17 protein-coding genes are annotated in these 15,069 nt (G+C 47.2%); 3 read left to right on the top strand and 14 right to left on the bottom strand.

The genetic code is table 11. The features are described 5' to 3' along the window. Positions 1–60: 60 nt before the first annotated feature. Positions 61–402: an ASCH domain-containing protein gene (locus KNQ03_RS12360; protein ID WP_149426733.1), complete on the top strand. Its 342-nt coding sequence runs from the start codon at positions 61–63 to the stop codon at positions 400–402. Between the two features lie 45 nt (positions 403–447). Here the strand turns inward: KNQ03_RS12360 and KNQ03_RS12355 are convergent, their stop codons facing one another. Next, a complete protein-coding gene (locus KNQ03_RS12355) occupies positions 448–1,317 on the bottom strand; it encodes a cation diffusion facilitator family transporter (RefSeq protein WP_023466924.1) in 870 nt (289 codons plus the stop codon). A 299-nt stretch (positions 1,318–1,616) separates the two neighbouring features. Here KNQ03_RS12355 and KNQ03_RS12350 point away from each other — a divergent pair, with 299 nt between their 5' ends. Then, entirely contained in the window at positions 1,617–1,940 is a 324-nt protein-coding gene (locus tag KNQ03_RS12350) for a thioredoxin family protein (protein ID WP_023466923.1), read from the top strand. Positions 1,941–2,017: 77 nt separating this feature from the next. Here the strand turns inward: KNQ03_RS12350 and KNQ03_RS12345 are convergent, their stop codons facing one another. The 12 genes from KNQ03_RS12345 to KNQ03_RS12290 form a co-directional block, all read right to left on the bottom strand. Continuing rightward, positions 2,018–2,197, bottom strand: a complete 180-nt coding sequence (locus tag KNQ03_RS12345; protein ID WP_023466922.1) for a hypothetical protein — start codon at positions 2,195–2,197, stop codon at positions 2,018–2,020. A gap of 169 nt (positions 2,198–2,366) precedes the next feature. Then, the gene (locus KNQ03_RS12340) at positions 2,367–2,663 is read right to left on the bottom strand and encodes an excalibur calcium-binding domain-containing protein (protein WP_029343294.1); all 297 of its coding nucleotides are present in this window, start codon (positions 2,661–2,663) and stop codon (positions 2,367–2,369) included. Positions 2,664–2,777: 114 nt separating this feature from the next. After that, positions 2,778–3,632 carry an anti-sigma-V factor RsiV gene (gene rsiV / locus KNQ03_RS12335; protein WP_214724974.1) on the bottom strand — a complete coding sequence of 285 codons (855 nt, stop codon included), beginning with the start codon at positions 3,630–3,632 and terminating at the stop codon, positions 2,778–2,780. Further along, positions 3,616–4,134, bottom strand: coding sequence for an RNA polymerase sigma factor SigV (locus tag KNQ03_RS12330; RefSeq protein ID WP_050678915.1), 519 nt, complete (start codon positions 4,132–4,134; stop codon positions 3,616–3,618). Before KNQ03_RS12330 ends, rsiV begins: the two co-directional genes overlap by 17 nt. Positions 4,135–4,243: 109 nt before the next feature. Then, a complete protein-coding gene (locus KNQ03_RS12325; RefSeq protein ID WP_158513330.1) occupies positions 4,244–4,393 on the bottom strand; it encodes a DUF4519 domain-containing protein in 150 nt (49 codons plus the stop codon). Between the two features lie 30 nt (positions 4,394–4,423). Beyond that, entirely contained in the window at positions 4,424–4,897 is a 474-nt protein-coding gene (locus tag KNQ03_RS12320; RefSeq protein ID WP_214724972.1) for a hypothetical protein, read from the bottom strand. Positions 4,898–5,268: 371 nt separating this feature from the next. Beyond that, positions 5,269–7,626: a carbohydrate binding domain-containing protein gene (locus KNQ03_RS12315; protein WP_214724970.1), complete on the bottom strand. Its 2,358-nt coding sequence runs from the start codon at positions 7,624–7,626 to the stop codon at positions 5,269–5,271. A 61-nt stretch (positions 7,627–7,687) separates the two neighbouring features. Beyond that, positions 7,688–9,034: a GH1 family beta-glucosidase gene (locus KNQ03_RS12310; protein ID WP_214724968.1), complete on the bottom strand. Its 1,347-nt coding sequence runs from the start codon at positions 9,032–9,034 to the stop codon at positions 7,688–7,690. Positions 9,035–9,057: 23 nt separating this feature from the next. Further along, entirely contained in the window at positions 9,058–9,981 is a 924-nt protein-coding gene (locus tag KNQ03_RS12305) for a carbohydrate ABC transporter permease (protein ID WP_214724966.1), read from the bottom strand. A gap of 3 nt (positions 9,982–9,984) precedes the next feature. After that, positions 9,985–10,881 (bottom strand): carbohydrate ABC transporter permease, encoded by an 897-nt coding sequence (locus KNQ03_RS12300; RefSeq protein WP_023466912.1) that lies wholly within the window; start codon positions 10,879–10,881, stop codon positions 9,985–9,987. A gap of 60 nt (positions 10,882–10,941) precedes the next feature. Then, the gene (locus tag KNQ03_RS12295) at positions 10,942–12,249 is read right to left on the bottom strand and encodes an ABC transporter substrate-binding protein (protein WP_214724964.1); all 1,308 of its coding nucleotides are present in this window, start codon (positions 12,247–12,249) and stop codon (positions 10,942–10,944) included. Positions 12,250–12,453: 204 nt separating this feature from the next. Then, the gene (locus KNQ03_RS12290; RefSeq protein ID WP_214724961.1) at positions 12,454–13,467 is read right to left on the bottom strand and encodes a LacI family DNA-binding transcriptional regulator; all 1,014 of its coding nucleotides are present in this window, start codon (positions 13,465–13,467) and stop codon (positions 12,454–12,456) included. 221 nt (positions 13,468–13,688) lie between these two features. Between KNQ03_RS12290 and KNQ03_RS12285 the strand changes: the two genes are divergently transcribed. Further along, a complete protein-coding gene (locus KNQ03_RS12285; protein WP_214724959.1) occupies positions 13,689–14,117 on the top strand; it encodes a VOC family protein in 429 nt (142 codons plus the stop codon). Between the two features lie 55 nt (positions 14,118–14,172). Here KNQ03_RS12285 and KNQ03_RS12280 read toward each other — a convergent pair whose 3' ends face one another. Continuing rightward, positions 14,173–15,027, bottom strand: coding sequence for a P-loop NTPase family protein (locus tag KNQ03_RS12280; protein WP_214724957.1), 855 nt, complete (start codon positions 15,025–15,027; stop codon positions 14,173–14,175). Positions 15,028–15,069: the final 42 nt, after the last annotated feature.

Below are 15,069 nucleotides of genomic sequence, written 5' to 3'. Positions count from 1 at the left end.
AGACAATGTGAAAACTCACATAGCTTTTGCTATGATTCAATAGATAAGGAGTGAGCATAGATGAGACATGAAATGGGGTTGTATGAAGTACCGTTTCGTTCGATCGAGCAGGAACGCAAGATCGTCGAGATTCGATTGAATGACCCAAAACGACAACAGATACACGTCGGTGATCAGATTCAGTTCACCCATACGGAAACGAGCGAGACACTACTTGTTCGTGTAACAAAAAGACAAGTCTTTCCTGATTTCCGAGCGCTCTACGAACAGATCCCAAATGAAGATATCGATTGTGTCGGTTGGTCGCTCGACGAACTCGTGACGTCGACTTATACGATCTATTCAAAAGAAGCCGAGCAACAGTATGGGGCACTGGCTCTGACGATCGTATTAGAACCATAAAAAAACGTCTTTTCTACGCTTACAGTAGAAAAGACGTTTTTCAATTCATTCCGGTTCGACGTGAACATGGATATCGTAGACACCATATTCTTCTGTCAGCGTATCCTCGACACGTGTTGCAATATCGTGCGCCTGATGGATATTCAAGGTGGAGTTGACGAGGATGACGACATCGACGACTTCATTGTTTCCATAGTTACGTCCTTTGATTGATTTGATGCCTTTGACACCTTCGAGATCAAAAATGACATCTTCATACATCTTCAGCTTCTTCTCATCGAAGCCATCCGTCAGTTCGTGTGACGCTTCCGTAAAGATGTCCCACGCTGTCTTACAGATCAAGAAGCCGACGATGATCGCGGTCACGACATCGAGCCATGGCATGCCGAACTGTGATCCGACGATCCCGATCGTCGTCCCGACACTGACCCAAGCATCCGATAGATTATCTTTCGCCGCTGCCATGACGGCTTTGCTTTCAATCTCCTCGGATAACTTCTTATTGTAGCGGTAGACGAAGTACATCACGAGGGCTGAACCGATTCCGACGTATGCCGCGAGGATATCAGGTGACTCCTGTTTGCCTTCGAACAACGTCGAGATTGTATCAATCAAGACTTGAAGACCGACTGCCATCATGATGAAGGAAGCTACGAGCGAGGCAATCGTCTCACTTTTCCAGTGTCCGTATTTGTGATCGTCATCTGCCGGACGTTGTGAAATCCGTAAGCCGATCAAGACCGCGATCGACGCGATGATGTCAGTCGCGTTGTTCAAACCGTCCGCCCGGAGTGCGGCAGAATCTGCTGTATAACCAATGATTAATTTTAAAGATGATAACAAGATATAGGCTGCGATACTGATCATCGCACCGCGTTCGCCGCGTTTTAGATTATCGTATTTTTGTTGTTCCATTCTCGTCGCCCCCACTTTCTCTGCGATTAGCAAACCTCATCGTACCAGTCGGAAATCGAGTGGGTCTAGAGAAATCATTTTGTTTCGAACTAGGTAATTAACAAACACGCAATAATGTTTCCCTATACCAAACCGAATTTAATTAAGTCATGTGGCTCTTTTAAAGAAAATCGGTAGCATTATCTTAAAGAGCAACCAACTTTTTTGACTTGTCAGACTCTTTGACGAACATAATTCGTGCAAGTTCTGAAGGGAATCGGTAGACTAAAGGTACAACACCAAGAGGAGGAGTTCTCACAATGGCAGAATTCATTAAGAGTGAAGAAACATTCAAGGAATTGATTTCAAGTGATGCACCGGTCATCATCAAGTTCGAAGCAGACTGGTGCCCGGACTGCAAACGGATGGATTACTTTATGCCGGATGTCGAGTCACAATTCGACCACTTACCAATCCATACGATCGACAAGGATGAGTTCCCTGAAATCGCATCGAACCACGATGTCATGGGAATCCCAAGCTTGCTCGTCTTCAAAAACAATGAAAAACTAGCGCATTTGCACAGTGCAAATGCTAAAACACCAGAAGAAGTCACAGCATTCCTAAAGCAAAACTTCAACTAAGCAAAATTAACCTGACGCCGCAGCGTCAGGTTATTTTTTATGTATCGATCTGATTTGGAGTGCTACTTCAATCCGTCTCAACTTTTCTTAAAAAAGATACGGGTGAACAGATTCGTAATCGTTCCAGCTATAGCTGCTTCGATCAGGGCTACGACTACAATCGCTAAAATATCCTGCATACCTAGTGATCCTAAGAAATTAATAAGGTTCAAAATAAAAAATAGAATGAAGAAAATTAGATAATCTCGTTTTCGCATCGTAGTCCTCCTACTCAACACGTATTTGTCGTCTTTCGTCGCTACAACACTACCATACATAATGCTTTCTAAGGATTACATAATTGAAAGGAACAACCAACATCTACAAAAAACAACATCTACAAAAAAGTAGTCTTTCTCCCGCTCGAGAAAGACTACTTTTGCTTATTTAACGTTCACACGCGATGCCGTCTTTATCCCGGTCGCTCTTCGTGTTTAAGTTATACGTCGCCAGGCTCACGTATGCTTTGTACTTTGTTGCTTTGTAGATCGGTTTTCCGTTCTTGTCATACCCGGTCCGATTCTTTAGACCCGCTTTTTTCGCGACGCCGCCTTTGTACGTCTTCTGCATTTCCGTACAGTTCTTAAAGGCTTTTGCTTTCGTTGCCGCTTCACTGGCTGCTGGAACATGGATCAAGGCGAGACTAACGACACCTGCGAGTACGAGCCGACTCCATTTTTTCATAGGGATTCCTCCTTTTTTCAAAAAACAACGTTTCGTCTTTTGATTATAAGAGGTCATTTTTAGAAATTGTTTCCTTTTTTCATTTTTACATCAATGTTTTTTAAAATCTGACGATCAACGAATATAGGTCGAACTGACGAGGTCATCTTTTAAGATCGATGTCGGGATCTTAAACTCGACGATGCCCATATATCCTGGAGCGATGCTGTACTCATCAAACGACAGGACTAATTTGTGGTCTGTCGTAATGTAGAAGTTTTGCTTCGCTGAAATGTGCTTGAACTGCTCGTCCTGTGGCACATCTGATGTTCCTTCGACAAAGTAGACCTTTCCTTCATCTACTTTCATTTGACGACGCATCTCTTCTTTTAGATAATCACTGATCGTCGTGATATATCCGTCATCCTTGAACAAGGATGGTAACGTCAGGACAAGCTGTTGCTTCTTATCGATCGTATCGTACTGGACGCTTTCCGCTGCACTTGCCCGTGTTTCAGTGACAGTCCGCCCGATCGACAACAAGTCGTCCGTATCCGTCTTGACGTCATAGCGGCTATCGACGGCAAATGCCCCTTCCTGTCCGTTCGTCTCCTGTTTGAACTTTTCGTAGAGCGCTTGTCCTTCCGCGATATACTTTTCGTTCAATTGTTGCTCGAGTGCCTTGTCCGGTAACGTCACTTGAGGAGCTTTAATATCAGCCGACTGCTGTGTCTTCGTCTCTTTCCAGTCAATCGTCACGATCTCAGTCAGTTGACCGAAGACCGGCACCTTCGCCATAGCGTCCGCAAACGACGCATTACTATTTAATCCGCCAACGAATAACGTGATCGCGGCGGCTGTAATCAATACGGATCGCTTCGTCCGCGAAGGACGCGTCCGGTGCTCGACTTGGGCAATCATTTCATCGAGTTCTTTTGGAACCGGTGGTTGTTGGTATGCCTGTTTCAGATCATCAAGTTTGTTCGACATCTAAATCATCTCCATTCAATTTCATTTTCAGTAAGGTCAATCCTTTATACAGCCGGGACTTGGTCGTACTTAAATTCAGCTCTAAAATCGTCGCGACGTCTTTTAAGATCAAGTCCTCGAAATAGTGTAAGATGACGACTTCCCGGTACATGACCGGTAGCTCCTCAAGCGCCTGTCGTAAATCGGAATCCGGGTATGTATCTTCTTTCGTCGCGACGAGTTCGATCAGTCGATCCGTGTCGTAACTGATACTATGCTGTCGTTTCCGGATCGCATCAATCGCCGTTCGTGTCAAAATCTGATAGAACCAGGCTTTCATCCGTTCCTCATCCTCGAGTCGATCAAGCGACTGTAACGCTTTTTGGATGCTGTCCTGAATGACATCCAGACTATCCTGTTCATTTTTCATATAACTGTAGGCTAACCAGTAGAGATTCGGTTTGTATTGCTTTAAAAAACGGACGAATGCTTTTTCCCGTTTTCTCATTTGGCGAGAGGTCATAGGCCGCGGCTCCTTTTTTCGATATCGTTCTGTGTATACATCATTAAGACGGGCGAGTCGAGAAAAAAGTTGACGACACAACAAAAAAAGGTGACGCAAGGTCACCTTTTCATGGAGCAGACTTCATTAAGATAAGGATGATCAATAGAAACGGAACGATGAACAGCAATGGGATGACGACGATCGTGACGCATCCCACATCGATTTTTCGTTGTTTTCGGCGTTCACGTTTCCCCGTCCGTTCTTCACGCTCATTCACGGGACTCAACATACAACTCACCTTTTCTACTTAATAATGCAAATGCCGGGATGTATCATTCCAGACCTTTACGTGGAGCGTGATCAAGGCAATACCGTACAGGACACTCATGTATAACGAAAACTCACCAAACAGGACATCCGTCCAGGCATTTAGTCCAAACAATGGGATGACAAAGACGAAATAGAACACGAACTGAACACTTGCCAGTCCATCAAACCAAATCGTCTCAGAAAACGCGCCTTCAAGTAACGAAACGCCGTAAATGAATAACGCCGCAACGAGGCCAATCCGGATATACCAGACTATAAGTCGAAGCGCTTTATCTTCCTTGATATAGAATAGCGACCCGACTAGAGCAACAAACCAGACGACGGAAGCGATGCTTTGCCATCCGTTAATCGCGCCGTCCGGATGGAGCATGGCGGACCATCCGTTGATGCCGATCATGCCAAGTAAGCCTACGATGAAGATAAGCCGATACGGTATGTACCTCTGACGCATGACGTTTCCTCCCCTGAAAACGAATAGATGTCACTTCTATGTTGTATATTCCATATGATGGGTTTTATTCCTTTTCCCTCATGAAAAATAGTTCGGCTTTTTTGTTTAAGCTGATGACACAATAACAAGGGACTGACTCATCAATCAGTCTATACAAAGATAAGGGTGGCAGAATGATGATCTGCCACCCTTATCTCGTAAAAAAGAATGACGCTTTACACGCCACTCCTACAGGAAGAAGCGCATTTTTGCTCTGTCAGAGACAAACAAGACCCGCTTTCCTGCTTGGATGAAGCAGGAAAACTGGCTTGTTTCTCGCCTGAGGAAAGAGCGTGCAAAGATGAATCATTCTTTTTTGAGTCAATACACGGTCATTCCTTCACTTTAAGATTCACATCATCAATCGTCACATCATGGGCGGCGAACGGCGAACCTTCCGCGCGTCCCATCAAGAACTTCAACGCACCTGTATCGGCTTGTCCCATCGTGAAGGTATAGCTATACGTTTTCGGTGTTGCCGTGATTGGCTCGACTTGACTGAAGTAACGCGTGTACGAAGCATTTTCGACTGTTACTTCGATCGGACGCGGTACAGTCGACGATGCCGTAAAGCTCAATTCATATGTTTTGCCTTTCGCGAGTGACAAGTTTCCTTGCTCGAGCAAGACACTCCATGGTTCTTGTCCTTCCGCTCCGATTTGGATGCGTGCTGCTTCATTGACAGCTTCGATAGCGGCTTGCGCATCATAGTGGACGTATGACGACCACGACGTCAATCCGTTTGCGAACGAACCGTTCTTCAGTGGTGACGGATCGACCGGCACTGGTGTCACATCGATCAATTCCACATCATCGAGCGAGATTTTCCCGGCTTGTCCACTGAAGTCAAACACAAGCTGATTGTCGTCTGTCGTTTGTGTAGCCGTAAACGGAATGTCGACAGTCGTTGCTTGTTTCGTCAACGGTACAGTCGTCTGTTTCAATTGCTCTTGTGCTCCAGTGATTTTCACCTGAAGTGATTTCGCTTTTTTCGCACCTGCTGTGAATCGAAGCTGGTACGCATGCCCGGCTTCTAGTTGAAGTCCCTTTTGCGTTAAGCGAGCCGTCGTTTTTTGTCCATGTCCTTCATAACGGAAATCACGTGACTCGGGATCAACAGACCCTGTCGTCCGTTTGCTACCGTCGAAGTGCCAATACGTCAAACGATCCATCGCCCCTTGATCGAACGTCCCGTTATAGACGAGGTTCCCGTCCGCGAGTGCCGGTTTTGTTGCATCTTCATCGATGACACCGCGTGGAATCTGTTCGACACGGACGTTCCCAATCTGGACACCCGCTTTTTCGAGTCCGAGGTTGAACTCAAGACGCGCCGCGAGATCCGTCTCTGCCGCCATATCAAATGTGAACGTATGCCGTTTGACGCTTGGTGTCAGAGCAATCGACTGTTCATTTGAATATTTCGTATAGCCACGCTCTGCTCCACCGCCGACTTTGACCATCATCTTCCGGTCTGCTGTGCTGCTCGCGTCAAAGCTGACTTGGTAACGTCCACCTTGCGCAAGGGATACGTTTTGAATCAGTTGATGAGAATACGTTTGTGAACCAGGCTGATCAATCGTGACGTCTGCCATCCGTTGCCCTTCTTTTTCAATGATCGCAAGGCTTCCTTTGCCACCGAAGTCTGGGAGCGTGACGTAGTTCCAGTACAGCGGATCAAACGACTGATTACCAGTGATCATCGTGACCGGTTGTTCAAATGCCGTGTCGTAGACGAGATTGCCGTCGATCGGTTGCTTGGCTCCATCCGGTAATGTCACGTTTTCGTAGGTCGGTTCGACCGGTTCGCGGTACGATCGATTTTTCAAATCATAGACGCGAACATAATCAACTTCCATCTCGGCTGGGAACTTCGTTGTCGCATCGACTTCACCATCGAACCAACCGCCGACCGCGAGGTTCATGACGAGATAGAAGTTTTGGTCGAACGGTGCCGGATAACTATAGTTCGTTGCCGCGTTCAAGCCTTTACTGTACCAATCGTTTTGTGTTTGATAGAGGTTGCCGTCAACATACCAACGGAGTTCGCCCGGCTCCCACTCGACCGCGTACGTATGCCATTGGTCGATGCGTTGTCCGTCTGGGAAGTGATAGTCTTTCCCCGTATATTTATTGTTTGGCCAGTTTTCTCCGTAGTGAATCGTTCCGGCGACCTTGTCCGGCTGACTGCCCCAAGCTTCCATGACGTCAATCTCACCGGACGCTGCCCAGGCCCCGTATTTATCTTGCTCCGGTAACATCCAGAACGCAGGCCAAAGCCCTTTTCCAGTCGGCAGCTTCGCTTTGATCTCATAACGACCGTACGTCTTACTAAACAACCCTTTCGTCTTCAGCTTCGCCGACGTGTAATCGTATGTACCGAGATCATCCGTCGTCTTTTCCTGTTTCGCCTTGATGACGAGTTTCCCGTTGCGAATAAACGAGTTATCTTGCTTCGTCGTATAGTATTGTTTTTCATTGTTGCCCCAACCGGGTGAGACCGGTTGTCCGTTCGCATCCTTGATCCAGTTCCCCGTATCATAGGTCCATTTCGTCCGGTCGAGTTGTTTCGCCTGAAACTCATCCGACCAGACAAGCTTCCACTTCGTCTCTTTTTTGTCTGCCTTTGCGTCGACCGCTTGACCGCTCAGCAATAAACCGGTCCCGACCGCCAGTGCTACCCATGTCTTCATGTCTGTTTCCTCCTCTTAGTCAAAAAGAGGCAAGGACGAATGTTCGACCTTGCCTCCTTTGTCACGCTTCTTGCGGAATCGTTGCCTTATGTTGCTCGATGACGCCCGCATACCAGTGGGCGCTGTCTTTCCAAATCCGTTCCTGTGTCTCGAAATCGACGTAGAGAATCCCGAAACGCTTATCATAGCCGAAGCTCCACTCGAAGTTGTCGAGCAGTGACCAAAGATAATAGCCTTGGATATTCATCCCTTCTTCGTTTAAGTCAGACACAGCTTGAAGATGCTGTGCGACGTAATCAATCCGGTTCTGGTCAGCGACGCGACCATCGACTAATTCATCGTCGAATGCCGCACCGTTTTCCGTGATGTAGATTGGTAAGTCCGTATACTCGGCACGCAAACGACGAATCAAGTCCTTGAATTCGCTCGGTGCGATATCCCAGCCCATGCCTGTTTTGTCATAATCCGAGTACGCATCCTTCTGCAGGAAATCGTTCGCAGCACTGAACTCGACGAGGTTGCGGCTGTAGAAGTTAATCCCAAAGAAGTCACACGGGACAGAGATCGTCTCCATGTCGCCTTCCTCGATGAACGCGTACGAATGGACGTATTTCGAGAACAGGTTCATCATGTCGACTGGATAATGACCTTTGAAGACTGGATCGAGGAACCACCGATTCGCATATCCGTCTGCATTGTTCATGGCCAACTGATCGTTGACGGAATCCGTCTTCGCATACTTCGGTGCCAAGTTCAACGTGATACCAATCGGTGTGACCGATTTGAATTCACCCTTCAACAGTTCGACTGCTTTTCCGTGCGATAACAACAAGTGGTGCACGGCACGAACGGCTTCGTTCATGTCCGTATGACCTGGTGCATGCTGTCCGAGATGGTAGCTGAGGAACCCGGCACACCATGGTTCATTGTGTGTGATCCACGAGTCGACGATCCCGTCGAGTTCCGTGAAACAAGCACGGGCGAAGTCGAGGAACCAGTCGACCGATGCTCGGTTGACCCAGCCGCCTTCTTCATGTGCCCAAAGTGGTAAGTCCCAGTGGTACAGCGTCACGGCTGGCTTGATGCCTTCTGCCCGCAGACGTGTCGCGAGTTTCTTATAGAACGCCATGCCTTCCGGATTGTAGACCCCTTTTTGTGGGAAGATCCGTGGCCAAGCAATCGAGAAGCGGTACGTGTCGACGCCGAGACGTTTGATGTGCTGGATATCCTCTTCATAACGGTGGTAATGGTCACAAGCGATATCACCGTTATGTTTTTCGAAGACTTTTCCATCCTCATCACAGAAGGCATCCCAGATCGAAGGCGTACGTCCGCCTTCGTTGTGGGCGCCTTCGATCTGATACGACGACGTCGCCGTTCCGAATACGAAGTTCGGTGCAAATTTCATATGTGTAATCTCCTTTAAGCTACTTATTCTTTAACGGCACCTGCCGAGATACTGCTGACGATATATTTCGAGAGGAACAAGAAGGCGATCATGATCGGTACGACAGAAATCGCGATCCCGAGATAGAGCGAGCCTAAGTTCTCTGCGACTTGTGACCCTTTCAAGAAGCCCATCAAGACCGGTAACGTATACTTCTCTGGAGAGAAGAGTAAGACGAGCGGCATGATGTAGTTGTTCCATGAACCGATGAACGTAAAGATCGACATCGTCGCGATCGCCGGCATCATCATCGGCAAAGCGATCGTATGGAAGATCCGGAACTCACTCGCCCCGTCCATCCGTGCTGCCTCGATCAAACTCGGATGCAGGACGGTCTGGACATATTGTCGGACAAAGAAGACCGTGAACGGACTCGCAATCGCCGGAACAATCAATGGGATGTAGCTATCAAGTAAATTAAGGTTCTTACTCAGTTCGTAGAACCCGATCAAACCGAGTTGGCCCGGAACCATCATCATGACGAGCATGAAGACGAACATCGCGTTCTTCCCTTTGAACTGATAAAAAGCGAATCCGAATGCTGTCAACGCCGAGAAATACCCCGATAAGACGGTGACGAGAACAGCGATGATCAAACTGTTCTTGAAACCGGACCAGATGTTGACGTACGAACTGAGGGCGGCGTAGTTCTCAGCAAGCGAGTTCCCCGGAATCAACGAGAATCCGGACAAGACTTCTTCGTTCGAGCGCGTCGCGTTGATGATCATCATCAAAAACGGGATGATACAGGCGATCGTCAAGACGACGAGACCAATATAGATGACACTTTTGCCGAACCAGGCTTTCTTTTGTTTCGGCGGTGGCGTCAACTTAAGCGGGCGTTCGGAACGCTCCGGTTGTTCCTCCGTTTGTGGCACGATCCGACGTGCTTCTGCATTTCGTTCCATCGGTCAGGCTCCTTTCGGTGAACGTTCTTTTCGGAACATCCCTTTGAAGACGATGATTGAAAAGACGAGCGTGATGGCAAACAGTCCGTATGCGACAGCAGCGGCGTAGCCATAGTTGTTGTATTTGAAAGCTTGGTTATAGAGATAGAGCACCATCGTGTTCAAGGCACCATCTGGCGCACCGACACCATCCGTGATCAACATCGGCAGGTCGAACAATTGCAGACCACCGATCAAGGACGTGATCATGATGTAGAGCAAAATCGGTTTTAAGAGTGGCAACGTGATGCGTGAGAAGATTTGCCAACGGGTCGCCCCATCAATCAAGGCTGCTTCGAAGTAGTCCTTCGAGATCCCAGATACGCCCGCCATGACAACGATGAACGAGTGACCGAGCCACATCCATGTCAGGATGAGCGAGACGGAAATTTGTGCCGTCACCGGTTGCGTCAACCAGTTGATCGGCTCCGAGATGATTCCGATTTTCATCAACATCATGTTCAGTGAACCATGCTGCCAGTCGAGCAAGATACCGAACAATAAGGCGACCGAGCTGATCGTGATCAAGTTCGGTAAGTAGAACGTCGCCCGGAAGAAGGCAAGCCCTTTTAATTTCAATTGGAGATCCGAGAACAATAAGGCGAGTAATAACGCGCCGCCAATCTGAAGGATGAAGTTAAGACCCCAAATCTTCAGAGTGTTAAAGAACGCTTCGATGAAGTACGTATCCCCGAGTAACCGCGTATAGTTCGCGAGTCCGACGAGTTGTTCGCCTTCAGCGCCCGTGTAGTTCGTGAAGCTGTAATAGAAAGTCAAGGCAACCGGATAGATGCTGAAGATCAAGAAGACGATCCAAAACGGTGCGATGAACAGATACCCATGGCGATCGAGTTTTTTCACAGGTCAAACCCCTTTCTTAAACAAGAAGAGGTGAGGCGAGGATCGCCCCACCTACTCTCCTTATTCCGGTACTTTGACGTCCGGATACGCGTTTTTGACTTTTTTGTAGAACTCAGCAAGTGCTTCGTCTTTTGATTTTTTACCTTGGACGTATTCCATGACCGATGCACCATACAATGTATCGAGCTGTTGGTCATACTTCGTGACGATCCCTGGTGTGATCTTGTCTGCTTGATCAAGGAAGAACTCATAGTTGTTCTGTCCGCCGAGGAACTCATCTTTGAAGTCGGTCTTGATTTTTTCAGTAACTGGTTTGTACGCTAACACGTCACCTGTTTCTTTTGCCCAATCTGTTAAGAACGCTTCGTCTTGCGTCATCATCTTGACGAAATCATAGGCAAGCTTTTGTTTCTTCGAATCTTTGTAGACACCTAACCATGTACCGCCCCAGAAGTATGGGCTCGGTCCGCTTGTGACCGCCCAGTCACCCGCTGATTTTTTCGCGTTTTCTTTGAGGACACTGTGAAGACCCCATGTCGGGAGAACGTAAGAAAAGACTTCTGTTTCCGTCTCTTTACCGTTTTCTTTGACTTTGACCGGCTTATCCATGCCTGCGAACCATGATGGTGACCATTCTGGTGCAAGTGCTGTGTATTGTTTCGTCCGAAGCTCTTTTGCGTAATCCATATAATCCTTCTTGTCTTGCGTCAAGACGAGCTCTTGCTTATCGTTGACCCAAGGCTGTGGATCATTCCCTTGTGCGAACCAACGGATCGATCCTTCATCCGGGAACATCTTGTAGCCTTTGCTCTTCATTTTTTCAGCGACTTCGAAGACGCCGTCCATCGAGTCCATCATGCCGCCGATTTCTTTTGGATCATCTGTGCCGAGGACTTTTTTCGCAATGCTACGTTTGTAGTAGACGCCACCTGGTGTCGTTTGCCATGACAGCGCACGCACGTTGCCGTCCTTATCTTTCCCCATGTCATAGACGTACGGGATATAGTCATCTTTGACTTCGTCTGCGTTAAACGGTTTTTCAGAGAGGTTCGCCCAGTATCCGGCATCAACCCATTGTTTGAGGAACGCGATCTCCCCTGTGAAGATATCCGGTGCTCCGACGCCACTTTCAAGAGCTGGTTTTAATTTCGTCGGGTAATCGGCGATCGGCACGATCGTCAATTCGACTTTGACTCCGTTTTTCTCTTCGAACTTTTTGATAGGCTCTTTTAACTCATCCGTGAACGACCAGATTTTTAAGACGTCTTTCCCGCCGCTCGTCTTTTCTTCGCTGCTACCTGAACATCCAGCAAGGACACCTGCTGTTAACGCACCGACTGTTAACACGCTAACTAATTGCTTCTTCATCTCATCTCATCCTTTTGTTAAGTATTCCGCTTATAGGTAAGCGGTTTCAATTTGTTATCCAAAAATATCGAAAGCGCTTTCGAAAAGGCTTTAAAGAAAATTCCCGAAAGCCCTTTCGGAAAAAGTGATAAAAAATGATTTCGAAATCGCTCTCGCTTTTCCTCACTGACAACGAGCGAGAGCGATTCCGAAACAACCATTGTGTTATTCAGGTACTGGACCTGTCGATTGACGAACCATTAAATTGACCGGGATGACATCGCGTGTCGTGACCCGTTTTTTATTGACAATTTGTTCAATCAAGACTGATGCTGCTTGCTGACCGATCGTTTCCGTATCTTGCCGGACTGTCGTCAGTTTCGGTGTGATGTACTGCGACATGTAGATATCATCGTACCCAACGACTGAGATGTCTTCCGGAATCCGTAAACCGGCTTCATGAATCGCCTCAATCGCACCGATTGCCATTTCATCCCCGGCAACGAAGACTGCTGTCGGTCGTTCAGGTAGTGCCAGCAATTCGTTCATTGCCCGTTTTCCTTCTTCCCCGGAAAAGAATCCGCCGTTGACGAGATAACCGCCCGGAATCGGTAAAGCGAGTCGTTCCATCGCTTGCTGATAGCCTTCAATCCGCGCTCTTCCGGCATCTGTCGACGTATCCCCCGCAATGTGGGCAATCAACCGATGACCGAGTTCGTGCAGATGATTGATGGCGAGTGTGCCACCGGTGATGTTATCCGAATAGACGACACTACAATCGGCACTGTCCATGTCGACGACGACGATTGGAATCGTACTTTGAATCAACTCCTGGACGTGCTGGTCCATCTGATCGGAACAGATGACGACGATGCCGTCGACTGCCCGGTGTCGAAAATGCTCGAGGTAACTCATATCGCGATTGCGTAAGTTCCGCGATGCGAAGATGAGGTCATACCCTTGTTGTTCTGTTGCTTTTCGGAAACTCTCAATGATCGCGTTGAAGAACGGATGCATCATTCCGACGCCATGTGCTTCCGAGAACATGACACCGATCGTCCACGAACGTTTCGTCGAGAGCGACTGGGCGTGCGCGTTCGGTAAGTATCCCATCTCGGCTGCTGCTTGGACGATTTTTGCTTTCGTCTTTTCGCTGACATCCGAATAATTATTTAAGGCTTTTGAGACCGTTGTAATCGAAAAACCGGTCATCTTCGCTAAATCATAAATAGTTCCCATGCTACTCACTCCATTTCACCGAAAGCGCTTTCGATAAATTTAGTATACGAAGTCTCTCTGGAAGTTGCAACCTATTTTTTAATGAAAAATTTGATAAAATGAAAACGTTATCATTTATACTGGATTCAATACAAAAAGAACTCGTTTTTTCTTTTAATACGAACAAATGTTTGGTATACTTAAAGAAACATACTTCGCCTTTTAAAGAGAGGAGCTTTCCCATGCCAATTAATCCGTATCTCATCTTCAACGGCAACACGCGCGAGGCAATCACGTTCTATGCACACGTTTTCGGTCAAGAACTACCGGACATCATGGAGTTCGGACCAGGTCCCGGTCCTGACGGTCAGCCCTACCCAGAAGAGATGCAGTCGCTTGTTCTACATGCTGAACTGATCGTTCATGGTACCCGCTTAATGTTCTCAGACGCAATGCCACATGATCCGGTCACGATCGGTCAGAATGTTACCTTGGCGCTCCACTTATCTGACGTGGATGTGTTACAGAAGACATTTGATCAACTCGCAAAAGACGGTAACGTCATCATGCCGATCCAAAAGACATTCTGGAGTGAAGCATACGGAATCGTCGAAGATACGTTTGGTGTCCAGTGGCAGGTCAATCATGTAGAGAGTGAAGTAGCGGTGTAACCTCACATTTTATATTTACTAAAAGGCGATTCCGTGACTTGGAATCGCCTTTTAGTTAGCTCTCGCTTAAAGAAGTTGAACGCACAGTTGACTGAATCAACTGCTTTAACCAGACTTGTCTTGTCTCTACTGAAAAATCTTCATTTCCGAATACTTCTACTCTGAACGGAAGTATTTCTAACAACTGATGCTCTAATGCTTTTCGCGCCTGTAAAATCGCAATCGCCCCATCTACTCCTGATAAAGAGCGATCTACACCATATGCTTGCTCGGTGTAATAAGCTACGAATCCATCCGCCCATTCTGTCGGACGATCGTTTAGTGCTTTAAGAAAGCTTCGTTCTACATTCGGTTGATCAACATAAACGAGAACTGGTTGTAGCGGCGTAATGATCGTTGCTATGCGTTCAATATACGCTCGCAACGTCGCTTCCGGTAGATCGTATTTGATGAGCCCCATCGTCAACGGATTTTGCAAGAAACAGCACTCAAAAACATATGTTGTATCCGTCGTTAACGCTTGAGCGACGAACGCTTCCCACTTTTTAAAGATCATTGACTGATATAACTCAAATGGTAGTTCATAGATATCTCTTGCTTGCAGAAACGCAAGTACTGCTTCAGGAACATCCTGTTTTGACTGCCACTGACGATACGATATTAGCACGTAGTCATTGAACACCTCAGCAAATCGTAAGACATCGAGTGAAGCATACTTGCTTTGAAAATCCGTCCATTCATCCATCTTTAAGTAAGCGACACTCTCATAATCCGCAGGATGGTTGAGATCACCTTCGATATGAAGGCGTGTATTGATTTGTTCCTTTTGCAATAGACGAGTTAATGCTTCAGCTGTTGTTGTTTTACCTGAGCCCGGGAGCCCTTCCATTAGATAAAGTTTAGCTTTCATACTGTACACTCCTCAAATCATTTTCGCTTCACTTTTTGATAT

Source organism: Exiguobacterium sp. s143 (assembly GCF_018618895.1).
Lineage (GTDB): Bacteria > Bacillota > Bacilli > Exiguobacteriales > Exiguobacteriaceae > Exiguobacterium_A > Exiguobacterium_A abrahamii.
Note: the sequence above shows the minus strand (reverse complement) of the source record. Positions and strands in the feature narration are given on the sequence as shown.